The following is a 15861-nucleotide window of genomic DNA, read 5'->3' as shown; positions in this document are numbered from 1 at the left end:
CCTGATACATAGCACAACAGGCTATTTTGCGTTTAGCATCAGTCTCAAGCCGGCTCCAGATAGAGCCGGTTTTGGTTTTCTGTCTTAACGCACCATGCACGGGCGCTTGTTATCGAACGTCCAGCCAGGAATCAGATACTGCATTCCCATCGCATCGTCACGCGCGCAAAGCCCGTGTTTCTGATACAGCTCATGGGCTTTCATCACTTGATCCATATCGATTTCTACACCCAGCCCCGGTTTTTCCGGCACCTGAACCAGACCGCCTTTGATCTCAAACGGTTCTTTGGTCAAGCGCTGATTGCCTTCCTGCCAAATCCAGTGCGTATCAATCGCGGTGATTTTACCCGGTGCAGCGGCGGCAACATGGGTAAACATCGCCAGGGAAATATCGAAGTGGTTGTTTGAGTGTGAACCCCAGGTCAGGCCAAATTCATGGCACATTTGCGCCACACGTACCGAACCTTGCATCGTCCAGAAATGCGGATCCGCCAGCGGGATATCAACGGATTGCAGGGAGAGCGTATGGCCCATCTGCCGCCAGTCGGTGGCGATCATATTGGTTGCGGTCGGCAGGCCAGTTGCGCGACGGAACTCTGCCATCACTTCACGCCCGGAGAAACCTTGCTCCGCACCACACGGATCTTCTGCATAAGCCAGCGACCCTTTCAGGTATTTACCAATTTTAATCGCTTCGTTCAGCGACCAGGCACCGTTAGGATCGAGCGTAATACGCGCCTGCGGGAAGCGTTGCGCCAGTGCCACAATAGACTCGGCCTCTTCTTCCCCGGCCAGTACACCGCCTTTCAGTTTGAAATCGTTGAAGCCATATTTTTCATACGCCGCTTCCGCCAGGCGCACCACCGCATCCGGCGTCATCGCTTCTTCATGACGCAGGCGATACCAGTCGCATGAGTCATCCGGCTGGCTTTGATACGGCAGCGGTGTGGCTTTGCGATCACCGACGAAGAACAGATAACCGAGCATTTCGACTTCGCTACGCTGTTGACCATCGCCCAGCAGGGATGCCACGTTTACCCCCAGATGCTGCCCCAGCAGATCCAGCATTGCCGCTTCTATCCCGGTAACTACATGAATAGTGGTACGCAAATCAAATGTCTGCAAACCGCGCCCACCAGCATCACGATCGGCAAAAGTATTACGCACCAGCGTCAGAACGTTTTTGTATTCACCCAGCGTTTTACCTACCACCAGCGGAATCGCATCTTCCAGCGTTTTACGGATTTTCTCGCCGCCGGGAATTTCCCCTACGCCAGTGTGACCAGAATTATCTTTGATAATCATAATATTACGCGTAAAGAACGGTGCGTGTGCACCACTCAGATTCATCAGCATACTGTCATGACCCGCCACCGGGATGACCTGCATTTCAGTAACAACAGGCGTCGTAAATTGAGAACTCATATTTATGTCCTTTTTCAGAATCAATGACGGCCGAAAACGGGACGTTTACGGTCAAAGGTCCAGCCGGGGATCAGGTACTGCATCGGACCTGCGTCGTTACGCGCACCGCCAGGCAGACGTTTATAGGCCTCATGTGCCTTTTGTACCTGTTCCCAGTCCAGTTCCACGCCCAGACCGGGCGCATCAGGAACGGCAATTTTTCCGTTTTTAATCTCCAGCGGATTTTTGGTCAGGCGACAATCGCCCTCCTGCCAAATCCAGTGGGTATCGATAGCGGTAGGATTACCCGGTACCGCCGCGCCCACATGGGTAAACATCGCCAGAGAGATATCGAAATGGTTATTAGAATGGCAGCCCCAGGTCAGCCCCCAGTCGTCGCAAAGCTGCGCCACACGGACTGCACCGGAAAGCGTCCAGAAGTGCGGATCGGCAAGTGGAATATCTACCGCATTGAGCATCACCGCATGACCCATTTCGCGCCAGTTGGTGGCGATCATGTTAGTCGCGACGGGCAAGCCGGTCGCCCGCCGAAACTCCGCCATAACTTCACGACCGGAGAAACCCTGTTCTGCGCCGCATGGATCTTCGGCATAGGTAAGAACATCATTCAGCCCTTTGCATAGAGAAATGGCTTCATCAAGTAGCCAGGCACCGTTGGGATCAACGGTAATCCGCGCATCAGGGAAGCGTTTCTTCAATGCACGAACAGTGTCGATTTCTTGCTCGCCAGGTAACACCCCGCCCTTAAGTTTGAAATCTTTAAAGCCATAGCGATCCTGTGAGGCTTCCGCCAGACGCACAACGGCTTCGCTGTTCATCGCTTTCTGATGGCGCAACTGATACCACTCATGGTTGCCCGGCGTATTTTCCAGATAAGGAAGATCGGTTTTGGTCCGATCACCGATATAAAACAGATAACCGAGGACGGTAATAGTCTCGCGTTGCTTGCCTGGCCCCAACAGTTCGCAGACCGGAACATTCAGCGCCTTACCTAGCAGGTCAAGCAAGGCGGCTTCCAGCGCCGCCACGGCATTAACGCGCAATTCAAAAGTCCAGGCACCTTTGCCGAAGGTATCAAAATCGGCTGCCTGATTACCTTTATGCACCTGCTGAACCACTTTATTCAGGCGCGCAACTTCCTGGCCCAGAACCATCGGAATAGCATCGACCTGTGTTTGATAAATCACCTCTCCGCCCGGCGCTTCACCAATGCCGGTATGCCCGGCGTTATCGGTGAGTACCACAATATTGCGGGTGAAATATGCGTTATGTGCCCCACCAATATTAAGCAACATGCTATCGTGCCCGGCGACCGGAATGACTTTCATATCAGTAATAACAGGACTGGATTGTGTCGTCATCTTATTGTCCCGCGACAGGTTTCAGCTCGATACGCTTGATATCGCCCACCAGCACCAGGTAGCTCAGTACCGCGATTAAGGCATGAACACCAACATAAATCAGCGCCCCATTAAAGGAGCCAGTCGTGCCAACGATATAACCAATTGCGATTGGCGTGACGATGCCAGAAATGTTACCGAACATGTTGAACAGGCCACCGGAAAGACCGCTGATCTCTTTTGGCGCGGTATCTGCCATTACTGCCCAACCCAGCGCCCCGATGCCCTTACCGAAGAAGGCCAGCGCCATAAAGCCGATGATCATCCACTCAACGTTGACGTAGTTGCAGAACACCATCACCATCGACAGCAACATGCCCATTACGATCGGTGTTTTACGCGCAATGTTCAGCGATCCCGTGCGGCGCATCAGCCAGTCGGAAATAATCCCACCCAGCACACCGCCGATAAAACCGCAAACCGCCGGAACGGAAGCCACAAAGCCCGCTTTCAGAATCGACATCCCACGCGCCTGCACCAGATAAACCGGAAACCAGGTAATGAAAAAGTAAGTCAGGGCGTTGATACAGTACTGACCGATATAAACGCCGATCATCATCCGTGACCCGAGCAGTTGTTTGATCTGCCCCCACTTCACGCTGAACGGCACTTTAACTTTGGTGTTTTGCTGATCCATATTGATCAGCGCGCCACCCGCGGCGATGTACTCCAGCTCTTTCTGATTTACCCCCGGATGTTGATTTGGCTCGTGGATGACTTTCAACCAGATAAAGCTGATGACAATCCCCAGACTGCCCATAAAGAAGAAGACGTGTGACCAGCCCACTTCATGCGTCAGCCAGCCCATAATCGGCGCGAAGATCACCGTTGCGAAGTATTGAGCGGAGTTAAAAATCGACACCGCCGTTCCCCTTTCCTGCGCCGGAAACCAGGCCGCAACAATGCGACTGTTGCCGGGGAAAGATGGCGCTTCAGCAAGCCCGACCAGGAAGCGCAGAGTAAACAGGGCAACGATAATGCCGAATCCACTAAAGATATCGACGAAGCCTTGCAGCAAGGTAAACATCGACCAGATAAAGATCGACCAGAAGTAGACGCGTTTTGAACCAAAACGATCCAGCAACCAACCACCAGGGATCTGCCCGATAACATAAGCCCATGAGAAGGCAGAGAACACATAGCCCATTCCCACGGGATCAAGGCCGATATCTTTGGCCATTTCCGAACCGGCAATAGAAAGCGTAGCGCGGTCGCCGTAGTTGAAGGATGTGACGATAAACAACATCACCACTATCCAGTAACGAGCATTCGTGCGTTTTTCCACACTGCTCGCAGCCTGACTTAAAGAACTCGTTGTTGCACTCCTGAAAATTCGCGTTAGCCACGCTCACTCTGGACTGCGACATAGCCAGGAAATCAGAGGTGACGTAGGGTGTTTTTTGCCGTTTTTATAGGTCGTTCGCCGAATACGGCGCGTGTTTATATCTGGCAATAGCAGTATAAAAAGCGCGCCATAGCGGCTCACCGTGCAACAACACAACATTAATGCGTTCAATGAGGCCCGATTTTGGCATTAGCCCTGGACGGTGGAATCCACTTCACGGAAATGAAAACAAGAACAAGAAAGGAAGGGTTAAAACGAAGAAATAAAGAAGAGTATGAAATGGATCGCTTGACTCCAGGCAAACGCCAGTAAAAATCCGCGCTATGAAGCAGTTTTTACTGGCATTTGCCTGAAAAGATTCGATTCAGCACCGCTAAAACGACATTTACCGCTCGCTGAACATATCAGGACAACAGCGTGCCCCACTGTTCGACCCACGGATTTGATTCCGTTTCCGGTTCCGGGTTCTCACTGGCGTCAATCAACAGCATTTCGCCAACCCGCTGAGCGCTCTGTTCCTGCAACAAGGCATCGAACTGTTTGCCGCCATTGCAGAAATTTACATAACTGCTGTCGCCGAGCGCAATCACGCCATAACGCAGATTCGGCTGGAAGCCCAGACTATCTTTGATTCCCTGAAAGAGCGGCACAATGCTATCAGGAAGGTCGCCCTGCCCGGTCGTGGACGTAACCACCAGAACATACTTATCCTGATAAGGCAGCCAGTCGCTTAATTCAGGATCTTCAAATACCGTTGCTTTGTGGCCCTGTGCGGTCAGAATTGCTTCTGCTTCTTCCGCCACTAACAGCGAATTTCCGTACATGGTGCCGACAAAAATACCAATTTCCGCCATACCGTTTTCTCCCTGGATTAGGAACTTATCTCTCCATCCTGACCCGATGGCGCACTGAACTCAACCCTTTCATTTTCAGGAAGCAGACCGCGCCAGCCAAATTGTGATAACGCCTGCATCCAGGTGTCGTCCAGGCCCGCGTGAATAGTCAGCGGCTCGCCAGTAAAAGGATGCGTCAATGACAACTGACTGGCATGTAGCATTAACCGCTGGAGGCCAAAATGCTCAGCACCGCTGCGATTCTGGCGTAAATCGCCATGTTTGCTATCGCCAATAATCGGATGACGCAAATGGGCAAGATGTCGGCGAAGCTGATGTTTGCGTCCGGTTTTCGGCTCCAGTTCCACCAGGCCGTAGCGCGTGGTCGGGTAACGTCCGGTCGCTACCGGCATTTCTACGGTCGCCAGACCGCGATAATGCGTCACTGCTGGCTGCGGGCCTTTATCTTCGCGGGCAAATTTATCAGCGATTTTGTCCAGTTCTTCCACCAGTGGATAATCCAGCACCGCTTCTTCCATCAACCAGCCGCGCACAATCGCATGGTAACGTTTCTGGATTTGGTGCTGTTCAAACTGTTGTGCCAGCAGCCGTCCGGCCTCGCTGGATAATCCCATCAACAACACACCAGAAGTGGGTCGGTCCAGACGATGAGCAGTAAAAACATGCTGTCCTATCTGGTCACGCACGGTTTGCATGACCACTACTTTCTCGTCGCGATCCAGCCAGCTACGGTGAACCAGCCAGCCGGAGGGTTTATTTACCGCAACCAGCCATTCATCCTGATAGAGTATTTCCAGCATTAGCTCGCATCATCCGCAAAAAGAGCATCCAGTTTTTCCAACTCAGCCAGAATAAGCGCGTGTTGCGGATGGTCCGTCGCCAGCGCCATTTCATAATAGGGTGCAACAGCAAAAGCGCCCGGTAACGGCTGGTTGTTATTTAACAAATCGTGCATTCGCGGGATCAGCACCCACTGCAACCACTCCAGTGGTTCCATGGTGTCCATAAAGAACGGTTGGGTACTATTAAATTGATGCGGCTGGGGTTCATCGTTTCGCCAGTGCTGATGTTCACGCAGTAACGCTTCAAGCGCCTGCAACTGGAGACGAACGCGGTCATGAGTGGTCATAAAGCAACCTCAATAAGAAAAACTGCCGCGAAGGATAGCAGGAATAAAAAAAGGGAGCACTGTATTCACAGCGCTCCCGGTTCGTTTCGCAGCATTCCAGCTACTTTTGTTGCTCCCTGCTCATCCTTGACAACTTTTCCTCTGGCCTTGCGGCCAATCGTTCATCCTGAACTATTGCTTCCTGCTCACACCACCCCGATGTGATACTTCATCCTGAAGTGTCCTTGGCCTTCCTGACCAGCCGAATCATCCTGACCGGTTCTCATTCTCCATCCTGGAGGTGTCCTTTAACGCGTCCTGCGTCATCCTCTTCGCTTCATCCAGAAGCCTTTCCCTGAAACACCATCCTGGTGTGTCCTGCAGAAGTGTCATCATCCTGATGTTCACTTCGTTGTCTGACTCCCTGTCGACGAAGATAGAATCGTCTTTTTCGCGAAGTCTTACAAGGCGCTTACAGACAATGCCTTAAGGAAAATTTCATATGAAAGTTAAGAATTAACAATCAACATTTTGATTTTAAATGAAAATAACGATTCTTATCTTTTTAAGTATTCGCTTATTTCCTGGCGATCTCCTACAGAGTCTGTAAGAGATCTCTCACAACCAGATGGGGTATTTGGATTACAGAAGAGGCTTAAGTTGATTAAGGAATTCCGCAAGATTTGAGGCTAAATGCGTCCGTTTACGTGTTCCCAGCGTCTCTTTGCACACTTCACCGGAGAGATTACACACCGAGATGACCTCTAACTCTTCTTCCAGCGTCGCGATAAATAGCGTGGGCGGCAGTTTTAGCCTTTTCTGAGTCACCAGATGACCAATCAGATTTTCCTGCACCCGACGGAAGTCGTCTTCACTCCAGGTTTGCAGCAATGTCAGTTTGATATAGCCAAACTGCGCGTGCATATCCCCGGCAAACTGAGTCGTATAAAAGGTATGAATTGTGGGTTGTATCACAATATCAAAAGCGCGTTCAACCGCGTTTACATTTTGTTCCCCGGTAAACGGCTGGGGTTGCCAGTATACGGCATCTTCGGTAGTTGAAATAATGCACGGTGAAGGAACACCGTACAGTTCCTCACTTAACGGCCAGCTTTTATGCTCTTCATGCCACGCATCGCAGTAGCGTGCAGTAAAATCTTTCAGGGCTTGTGCGGTCAAATCGTCCACTAATTTCTCTCTTCACTTAAACCAGATACACTTGTCGTTTAGTTTATCTGGTTTATGACGGTGAAACATGTCTTCTTATGCAAACCATCAGGCACTTGCGGGCCTGACTCTTGGAAAATCAACCGATTACCGGGATACCTATGACGCCAGCCTACTGCAAGGCGTTCCACGTAGCCTGAATCGCGACCCGCTGGGTCTGAAAGCGGATAACCTGCCTTTTCACGGTACGGATATCTGGACGCTGTATGAACTTTCCTGGCTGAATGCGAAAGGTTTGCCGCAGGTCGCTGTCGGTCATGTTGAACTTGATTACACCAGCGTAAATCTGATTGAGTCGAAGAGTTTTAAGCTCTATCTCAACAGTTTTAACCAGACGCGTTTTAATAACTGGGATGAGGTGCGCCAGACGCTGGAGCGCGACTTAAGCACTTGCGCTCAGGGTAAGATTAGCGTGGCGTTATATCGTCTTGATGAACTGGAAGGCCAGCCGATAGGTCATTTTAATGGCACTTGCATTGATGACCAGGATATCACTATCGATAACTATGAATTCACTACTGACTATCTGGAGAATGCCACCTGTGGTGAAAAAGTAGTGGAAGAGACGCTTGTCAGCCACCTGCTGAAATCAAACTGCCTGATCACCCATCAACCAGATTGGGGTTCGATCCAAATTCAGTATCGTGGACGCCAAATTGACAGAGAAAAACTGCTGCGTTACCTGGTCTCATTCCGTCATCACAACGAGTTCCACGAACAGTGCGTGGAACGCATCTTTAATGACCTGTTACGCTTCTGCCAGCCAGAAAAATTGAGCGTTTACGCACGTTATACCCGTCGTGGCGGTCTGGACATTAACCCGTGGCGCAGTAATAGCGATTTTGTCCCATCGACCACAAGACTGGTTCGGCAATAAATTTTTTCTCAATTTTGCGTGCTGGATTCACGCAGAAGGTTGTGAAAGGTCATCAGGCAGGGCTATTGTAATCAAAGGGAATGACGATATTCTTCCCATAAGGAGTTTTTCTTGATTACACATATTAGCCCGCTTGGCTCCATGGATATGTTGTCGCAGCTGGAAGTGGATATGCTTAAACGCACCGCCAGCAGCGACCTCTATCAACTGTTTCGCAACTGTTCACTTGCCGTACTGAACTCCGGTAGTTTGACCGATAACAGCAAAGAATTGCTGTCTCGTTTTGAAAATTTCGATATTAACGTCTTGCGCCGTGAACGCGGCGTAAAGCTGGAACTGATTAATCCCCCGGAAGAGGCTTTTGTCGATGGGCGAATTATTCGCGCTTTGCAGGCCAACTTGTTCGCGGTCCTGCGTGACATTCTCTTCGTTTACGGGCAAATCCATAACACCGTTCGTTTTCCCAACCTGAATCTCGACAACTCCGTCCACATCACTAACCTGGTCTTTTCCATCTTGCGTAACGCTCGCGCGCTGCATGTGGGTGAAGCGCCAAATATGGTGGTCTGCTGGGGCGGTCACTCAATTAACGAAAACGAGTATTTGTATGCCCGTCGCGTCGGAAACCAGCTGGGCCTGCGTGAGCTGAATATCTGCACCGGCTGTGGTCCGGGAGCGATGGAAGCGCCGATGAAAGGTGCTGCGGTCGGACACGCGCAGCAGCGTTACAAAGACAGTCGTTTTATTGGTATGACAGAGCCGTCGATTATCGCCGCTGAACCGCCTAACCCGCTGGTCAACGAATTGATCATCATGCCAGATATCGAAAAACGTCTGGAAGCGTTTGTCCGTATCGCTCACGGTATCATTATCTTCCCTGGCGGTGTGGGTACGGCAGAAGAGTTGCTGTATTTGCTGGGAATTTTAATGAACCCGGCCAACAAAGATCAGGTTTTACCATTGATCCTCACCGGCCCGAAAGAGAGCGCCGACTACTTCCGCGTACTGGACGAGTTTGTCGTGCATACGCTGGGTGAAAACGCGCGCCGCCATTACCGCATCATCATTGATGACGCCGCTGAAGTCGCTCGTCAGATGAAAAAATCGATGCCGCTGGTGAAAGAAAATCGCCGCGACACAGGCGATGCCTACAGCTTTAACTGGTCAATGCGCATTGCGCCAGATTTGCAAATGCCGTTTGAGCCGTCTCACGAGAATATGGCTAATCTGAAGCTTTACCCGGATCAACCCGTTGAAGTGCTAGCTGCCGACCTGCGCCGTGCGTTCTCCGGTATTGTGGCGGGTAACGTAAAAGAAGTCGGTATTCGCGCCATTGAAGAGTTTGGTCCTTACAAAATCAACGGCGATAAAGAGATTATGCGTCGTATGGACGACCTGCTACAGGGTTTTGTTGCCCAGCATCGTATGAAGTTGCCAGGCTCAGCCTACATCCCTTGCTACGAAATCTGCACGTAATCTCCCCTCCCCCGGTGACGTTTGTTGCCGGGTTTTCTCGTTTTTGGTCACTTACTCATCAACTCATTTCATTTGTTATATGAATGTTTCTTACCACCCTCACGCGACAAATATCATCACAGTTAATATGTCATACAATTTATGTTGCAACGCAAACGTTTCCCTATTTTCATAAACCGTATTTTATCGCTATGAAAAAGAAATTATCGCCATGATTAACTAAAAGTATTGATTTTTTCAGTTCAACCTACATATATTGCGCGCCCCGGAAGAAGTCAGATGTCGTTTAATGGGCAAATATTGCCCTTAAATTCTCTTTTACTTTTGATTTACAGAGTAAAGCGTTGGGATAATCTATCTTCCAAGTAGATTATTGTATTTGAGATCAAGATCACTGATAGATACATAACTTGTGTGTATCTTTCCGCCCTCAAATTATTACGGCGGTAAATGATTAAGCCATCGCCGATAGACAGATTTCATTTTTACGGTCAGGCACCTTCCCGGGCTGAACTGGCTAAAAGCTGAATTATTTGCATTCCTCCAGGAGAAATAGATGGAAACGACTCAAACCAGCACGATTGCGTCGAAAGACTCTCGTAGTGCCTGGCGCAAGACAGACACCATGTGGATGCTGGGCCTTTACGGCACGGCAATCGGCGCGGGCGTGCTGTTCCTGCCAATCAACGCCGGTGTTGGCGGTATGATCCCGCTGATCATCATGGCTATCCTTGCGTTCCCGATGACGTTTTTTGCTCACCGCGGCCTGACTCGCTTCGTACTGTCTGGTAAAAACCCGGGCGAAGACATCACCGAGGTTGTAGAAGAACACTTTGGTATTGGCGCAGGTAAACTGATTACCCTGCTCTACTTCTTCGCTATCTACCCGATCCTGCTGGTTTATAGCGTGGCAATCACCAATACAGTTGAAAGCTTCATGTCTCACCAGCTGGGTATGACGCCACCGCCGCGTGTGATTCTGTCGCTGATCCTGATCGTGGGTATGATGACCATCGTTCGCTTCGGTGAGCAGATGATCGTTAAAGCGATGAGTATTCTGGTGTTCCCGTTTGTTGGCGTATTGATGCTGCTGGCTCTGTACCTGATCCCGCAGTGGAACGGCGCAGCACTGGAAACGCTGTCTCTGGACACTGCATCTGCAACCGGAAACGGTCTGTGGATGACCCTGTGGCTGGCAATTCCGGTAATGGTGTTCTCGTTCAACCACTCTCCGATCATCTCTTCTTTCGCCGTTGCGAAGCGTGAAGAGTACGGCGATATGGCAGAACAGAAATGCTCGAAGATCCTGGCATTCGCACACATCATGATGGTGCTGACCGTAATGTTCTTCGTCTTCAGCTGTGTACTGAGCCTGACTCCGGCAGACCTGGCTGCGGCTAAAGAGCAGAACATCTCGATTCTGTCTTACCTGGCTAACCACTTTAACGCACCGGTTATCGCGTGGATAGCTCCGATTATCGCGATTATCGCTATCACCAAATCCTTCCTCGGCCACTACCTGGGCGCACGTGAAGGCTTCAACGGTATGGTGATTAAATCTCTGCGTGGTAAAGGTAAGTCAATCGAAATCAACAAGCTGAACCGTATCACTGCGCTGTTCATGCTGGTAACGACCTGGATTGTTGCTACCCTGAACCCGAGCATCCTGGGTATGATTGAAACCCTGGGCGGTCCAATCATCGCGATGATCCTGTTCCTGATGCCGATGTACGCAATTCAGAAAGTACCGGCAATGCGTAAGTACAGCGGTCACATCAGCAACGTATTCGTTGTCGTGATGGGTCTGATTGCAATCTCCGCAATCTTCTACTCTCTGTTCAGCTAAGTCCTTTCGCGCCGCTTTCGGGCGGCGCTTCCTCCGTTTTAACGCGATGTATTTCCTATGATTAGCGTATTCGATATTTTCAAAATCGGCATTGGCCCTTCCAGTTCTCATACCGTTGGACCAATGAAAGCGGGTAAACAATTTACCGACGATCTGATTGCCCGTAACCTGCTTAAAGACGTGACCCGCGTGGTGGTTGACGTGTACGGCTCGCTCTCTCTGACCGGTAAAGGCCACCACACTGATATCGCCATTATTATGGGCCTGGCGGGTAACCTGCCGGATACCGTGGATATCGATTCCATCCCTGGTTTTATTCAGGATGTGAATACTCATGGTCGCCTGATGCTGGCAAACGGTCAGCATGAAGTGGAGTTCCCGGTTGATCAGTGCATGAACTTCCACGCCGACAACCTTTCTCTGCATGAAAACGGTATGCGCATTACCGCGCTGGCGGGCGATAAAGTCGTTTACAGCCAGACTTACTACTCTATTGGCGGTGGCTTTATCGTTGATGAAGAGCATTTTGGCCAGCAGGATAGCGCACCGGTTGAAGTTCCTTATCCGTACAGTTCAGCAGCCGATCTGCAAAAACATTGTCAGGAAACCGGGCTGTCACTCTCTGGCCTGATGATGAAAAACGAGCTAGCGCTGCACAGCAAAGAAGAGCTGGAACAGCACCTGGCGAACGTATGGGAAGTCATGCGTGGCGGTATTGAGCGCGGTATTTCCACCGAAGGCGTGTTGCCTGGCAAACTGCGCGTTCCACGCCGTGCTGCGGCACTACGCCGGATGCTGGTCAGCCAGGATAAAACCACCACTGACCCGATGGCGGTTGTTGACTGGATCAACATGTTTGCACTGGCAGTGAACGAAGAGAACGCTGCTGGCGGACGCGTGGTGACTGCGCCGACTAACGGTGCGTGCGGGATTATCCCGGCAGTGCTGGCGTACTACGACAAGTTTATCCGCGAAGTGAACGCTAACTCACTGGCTCGTTACCTGCTGGTAGCCAGTGCCATTGGTTCTCTTTATAAGATGAACGCGTCAATTTCTGGTGCTGAAGTCGGCTGCCAGGGTGAAGTTGGTGTGGCGTGCTCAATGGCGGCGGCTGGTCTGGCAGAACTGTTAGGTGCAAGCCCGGCGCAGGTGTGCATCGCGGCGGAAATCGCCATGGAGCACAACCTCGGTCTGACGTGTGACCCGGTCGCCGGACAGGTCCAGGTGCCATGCATCGAGCGTAACGCCATTGCGGCAGTAAAAGCGGTGAACGCCGCACGTATGGCGCTACGCCGTACCAGCGAGCCGCGCGTCTGCCTCGATAAAGTTATCGAAACCATGTACGAAACAGGTAAAGATATGAACGCCAAGTACCGCGAAACCTCTCGCGGCGGCCTGGCAATGAAGATCGTTGCCTGCGATTAATCGCTCTCCAGAGGCCTCGTTTTGCGAGGCCTCTTCCCGATTTCTCATCCAGCCGTAGCCTGTTCCGGCATCGAATGTTACCCTTATCGCCTGATCTTTAAGGGGGTTATCGTGGCTGTTCATTTGCTTATTGTCGATGCACTGAATCTTATTCGTCGCATTCATGCCGTTCAGGGATCGCCCTGTGTCGAAACCTGCCAGCATGCGCTCGATCAGCTCATTATGCACAGCCAGCCAACCCACGCGGTCGCCGTTTTTGATGATGAAAACCGCAGTAGCGGCTGGCGTCATCAGCGTTTACCAGATTACAAATCGGGTCGACCGCCAATGCCGGAAGAGTTGCACGACGAGATGCCTGCATTACGCGCCGCCTTTGAGCAACGCGGCGTCCCGTGCTGGTCAACCAGCGGCAACGAAGCCGATGACTTAGCCGCCACGCTGGCGGTCAAAGTGACACAGGCCGGGCATCAGGCAACGATTGTTTCGACAGATAAAGGCTACTGTCAGTTACTTTCACCGACATTACGTATTCGTGATTACTTCCAGAAACGTTGGCTGGATGCGCCATTTATCGATAAAGAATTTGGCGTTCAACCGCAGCAGTTGCCCGATTACTGGGGACTTGCGGGGATCAGCAGTTCAAAGGTACCGGGTGTTGCGGGAATCGGACCAAAAAGCGCCACGCAGCTGCTGGTCGAGTTTCAGAGTCTGGAAGGGATATATGAGAATCTGGATGCGGTTGCCGAAAAGTGGCGCAAAAAATTAGAAACCCATAAAGAGATGGCGTTTCTGTGCCGCGATATTGCCCGCTTACAAACCGATTTGCATATCGACGGCAATTTACAGCAATTGCGGTTGGTACGGTAACGGCGAGCCGGATGCAAACGATTATCAACACATTGAATTTAATGCACTTATATACCGGATAAGACGCGGCTAGCGTCGTATCCGGCATTATCACATCAGCGCATTTACCAGGCGGTATGGTAAAGCTCTACAATATCCTCAAGCGTTGCTTCACGCGGGTTGCCACCGGTACAAACATCATCCAGTGCCGCCTGCGCCAGTGCCGGAATGTCTTCCTTGCGTACACCAACATCACGCAAATGTGGCGGAATACCGACATCACGGTTGAGAGCAAACACCGCTTCAACAGCGGCATTACGCGCCTCTTCCAGCCACTTTCACGCCCATAACGCGCGCGATATCGCGGTACTTCTCACCGGTAAAGTCAGCGTTATAGCGCATGACATGCGGTAACAGGATGGCGTTCGCAACACCGTGTGGAGTGTTGTAAAACGCGCCCAGTGGATGCGCCATACCATGCACCAACCCTAACCCAACATTCGAGAAGCCCATACCCGCAACATACTGCCCGAGCGCCATTTCTTCTCCGGCATCCTTATCACCAGCAACCGATCCTCGCAGCGCCCCAGCAATGATTTCAATCGCTTTAATGTGCAGTGCATCGGTTAGCGCCCACGCGCCACGGGTAATATACCCCTCAATAGCATGAGTGAGCGCATCGACACCCGTCGCAGCTTTCAGCGCTGGAGGCATACCATCCATCATGTCAGTGTCAATAAACGCCACCTGCGGGATATCATGCGGATCAACGCAAACAAACTTGCGCCGTTTCTCTTCGTCAGTGATCACGTAGTTAATGGTCACTTCTGCCGCAGTACCTGCTGTGGTAGGAATTGCCAGAATCGGTACACTGGGTTTATTGGTCGGGGAAAGCCCTTCCAGGCTACGCACATCGGCAAACTCCGGGTTGTTGCTGATAATGCCAATCGCTTTACAAGTATCCTGTGGAGAACCACCACCAATAGCGATCAGGTAATCCGCGCCGCTATTCTGGAATACACCGAGCCCTTCTTTGACGACAGTAATTGTTGGGTTGGGCACTACGCCGTCGTAAATCGCCCATGCCAGCCCTGCAGCATCCATCTTATCGGTCACTTTCGCCACCACGCCGCATTGCACCAGCGTTTTATCGGTGACGATCAGCGCCTTCTGATAACCACGGCGTTTCACCTCATCGGTTAAAGCCCCAACAGCACCCCGACCAAACCATGCCGTTTCGTTCAGAATCATTCTGTTAGCCATCATCCTTCTCCTTGTTGCTTTACGAAATTACTCTTCAATCCGTAACCCATAGGTTTTGAATTTCTCCAGCACTACGGCAATCTCTTCATCGCTCAGCACTGGCACCGGGTCCGTAATCGCCAGGGTCGTCAGGTAAAGTTGCGCCAGCACTTCAACTTCATGCGCCAGCCATAACGCTTTTTCCAGATTCACCTCACAAGCGATAAGCCCATGATGTTGTAACAAAGTTGCCTTACGATTTTTGAGAGCCAGCGCAACATGTTCAGAAAGTTCGCGTGTTCCAAAGGTCGCATAAGGCGCGCAAGGAATAGAATTACCACCTGCCGCCGCAATCATGTAGTGAATAGCGGGGATCGGTCGGTTAAGAATGGAAACTGCTGTGCAATGAACGGCATGATTGTGAACAACCGCGTTGGCATCCGGTCTGCTTTGATAGGCCGCCATATGGAAACGCCATTCGCTTGAGGGGAGCGGTAATGCTGCCAACTTACTGATTTAGTGTATGATGGTGATTTTAAGGTGCTTGCGTGGCTTCCATTTCCATCAGATGTCCTTCCTGCTCCGCTACTGAAGGCGTGGTGCGTAACGGCAAAAGCACTGCCGGACATCAGCGCTATCTCTGCTCTCATTGCCGTAAAACATGGCAACTACAGTTCACTTACACCGCCTCTCAGCCCGGTACGCACCAGAAAATCATTGATATGGCCATGAATGGCGTCGGATGTCGCGCCAGTGCACGCATTATGGGCGTTGGCCTCAACACGGTTTT

General features: G+C 51.2%; 13 protein-coding genes and 2 pseudogenes. 6 read left to right on the top strand and 9 right to left on the bottom strand.

Annotated features, from left to right (window positions below; genetic code table 11):
• Positions 1-84: 84 nt before the first annotated feature.
• The 7 genes from gudD to syd form a co-directional block, all read right to left on the bottom strand.
• Positions 85-1425 carry a glucarate dehydratase gene (gudD, locus tag BGK49_RS14950; RefSeq protein ID WP_000098225.1) on the bottom strand — a complete coding sequence of 447 codons (1341 nt, stop codon included), beginning with the start codon at positions 1423-1425 and terminating at the stop codon, positions 85-87.
• 20 nt (positions 1426-1445) lie between these two features.
• On the bottom strand, positions 1446-2786 hold the full coding sequence (locus BGK49_RS14945) for an enolase C-terminal domain-like protein (RefSeq protein WP_000211792.1): 1341 nt from the start codon (positions 2784-2786) through the stop codon (positions 1446-1448).
• Between the two features lies 1 nt (position 2787).
• Positions 2788-4158: a galactarate/glucarate/glycerate transporter GudP gene (gene gudP / locus BGK49_RS14940; RefSeq protein ID WP_046891767.1), complete on the bottom strand. Its 1371-nt coding sequence runs from the start codon at positions 4156-4158 to the stop codon at positions 2788-2790.
• Between the two features lie 416 nt (positions 4159-4574).
• Positions 4575-5024, bottom strand: a complete 450-nt coding sequence (locus tag BGK49_RS14935) for a flavodoxin (protein ID WP_000807753.1) — start codon at positions 5022-5024, stop codon at positions 4575-4577.
• 17 nt (positions 5025-5041) lie between these two features.
• Entirely contained in the window at positions 5042-5824 is a 783-nt protein-coding gene (truC, locus tag BGK49_RS14930; protein WP_000890001.1) for a tRNA pseudouridine(65) synthase TruC, read from the bottom strand.
• On the bottom strand, positions 5824-6153 hold the full coding sequence (locus BGK49_RS14925; RefSeq protein WP_000206994.1) for a YqcC family protein: 330 nt from the start codon (positions 6151-6153) through the stop codon (positions 5824-5826). Before BGK49_RS14925 ends, truC begins: the two co-directional genes overlap by 1 nt.
• A 621-nt stretch (positions 6154-6774) precedes the next feature.
• Positions 6775-7320 carry a SecY-interacting protein gene (gene syd, locus BGK49_RS14915; RefSeq protein WP_000342435.1) on the bottom strand — a complete coding sequence of 182 codons (546 nt, stop codon included), beginning with the start codon at positions 7318-7320 and terminating at the stop codon, positions 6775-6777.
• 67 nt (positions 7321-7387) lie between these two features.
• On the opposite strand from syd, the gene queF reads away from it, so the two are divergent.
• From queF to xni, 5 genes are all read left to right on the top strand, one after another.
• A complete protein-coding gene (gene queF / locus BGK49_RS14910) occupies positions 7388-8236 on the top strand; it encodes an NADPH-dependent 7-cyano-7-deazaguanine reductase QueF (protein WP_000100420.1) in 849 nt (282 codons plus the stop codon).
• Between the two features lie 111 nt (positions 8237-8347).
• Positions 8348-9712, top strand: a complete 1365-nt coding sequence (ppnN, locus tag BGK49_RS14905; RefSeq protein ID WP_000627995.1) for a nucleotide 5'-monophosphate nucleosidase PpnN — start codon at positions 8348-8350, stop codon at positions 9710-9712.
• 556 nt (positions 9713-10268) lie between these two features.
• Positions 10269-11558, top strand: coding sequence for an HAAAP family serine/threonine permease SdaC (gene sdaC / locus BGK49_RS14900; protein WP_000450481.1), 1290 nt, complete (start codon positions 10269-10271; stop codon positions 11556-11558).
• Between the two features lie 57 nt (positions 11559-11615).
• On the top strand, positions 11616-12983 hold the full coding sequence (gene sdaB, locus BGK49_RS14895; RefSeq protein ID WP_000626404.1) for an L-serine ammonia-lyase II: 1368 nt from the start codon (positions 11616-11618) through the stop codon (positions 12981-12983).
• A gap of 111 nt (positions 12984-13094) precedes the next feature.
• Positions 13095-13850, top strand: a complete 756-nt coding sequence (gene xni, locus BGK49_RS14890; protein ID WP_005043783.1) for a flap endonuclease Xni — start codon at positions 13095-13097, stop codon at positions 13848-13850.
• A gap of 104 nt (positions 13851-13954) precedes the next feature.
• On the opposite strand, the pseudogene fucO reads toward xni, so the two are convergent.
• Both fucO and BGK49_RS14880 read right to left on the bottom strand, forming a co-directional pair.
• Positions 13955-15092: pseudogene (gene fucO / locus BGK49_RS14885) on the bottom strand (lactaldehyde reductase).
• Between the two features lie 27 nt (positions 15093-15119).
• A pseudogene (locus BGK49_RS14880) lies at positions 15120-15563 on the bottom strand (L-fuculose-phosphate aldolase); the annotation flags it as partial.
• A gap of 56 nt (positions 15564-15619) precedes the next feature.
• On the opposite strand from BGK49_RS14880, the gene BGK49_RS14875 reads away from it, so the two are divergent.
• Positions 15620-15861 (top strand): IS1 family transposase (locus tag BGK49_RS14875; protein WP_001735704.1); only part of this gene is annotated, 242 nt, incomplete at its 3' end.

It is taken from the genome of Shigella sp. FC1544, from assembly GCF_001722145.1.
Classification (GTDB): Bacteria; Pseudomonadota; Gammaproteobacteria; order Enterobacterales; family Enterobacteriaceae; genus Escherichia; species Escherichia coli.
Note: the sequence above shows the minus strand (reverse complement) of the source record. Positions and strands in the feature narration are given on the sequence as shown.

Bases quoted from the DNA above. Each gene is read 5' to 3' on its own strand.
- gudD (WP_000098225.1), bottom strand. From the start codon at position 1,425: ATGAGTTCTCAATTTACGACGCCTGTTGTTACTGAAATGCAGGTCATC.
- BGK49_RS14945 (WP_000211792.1), bottom strand. From the start codon at position 2,786: ATGACGACACAATCCAGTCCTGTTATTACTGATATGAAAGTCATTCCG.
- BGK49_RS14935 (WP_000807753.1), bottom strand. From the start codon at position 5,024: ATGGCGGAAATTGGTATTTTTGTCGGCACCATGTACGGAAATTCGCTG.
- truC (WP_000890001.1), bottom strand. From the start codon at position 5,824: ATGCTGGAAATACTCTATCAGGATGAATGGCTGGTTGCGGTAAATAAA.
- BGK49_RS14925 (WP_000206994.1), bottom strand. From the start codon at position 6,153: ATGACCACTCATGACCGCGTTCGTCTCCAGTTGCAGGCGCTTGAAGCG.
- queF (WP_000100420.1), top strand. From the start codon at position 7,388: ATGTCTTCTTATGCAAACCATCAGGCACTTGCGGGCCTGACTCTTGGA.
- sdaC (WP_000450481.1), top strand. From the start codon at position 10,269: ATGGAAACGACTCAAACCAGCACGATTGCGTCGAAAGACTCTCGTAGT.
- sdaB (WP_000626404.1), top strand. From the start codon at position 11,616: ATGATTAGCGTATTCGATATTTTCAAAATCGGCATTGGCCCTTCCAGT.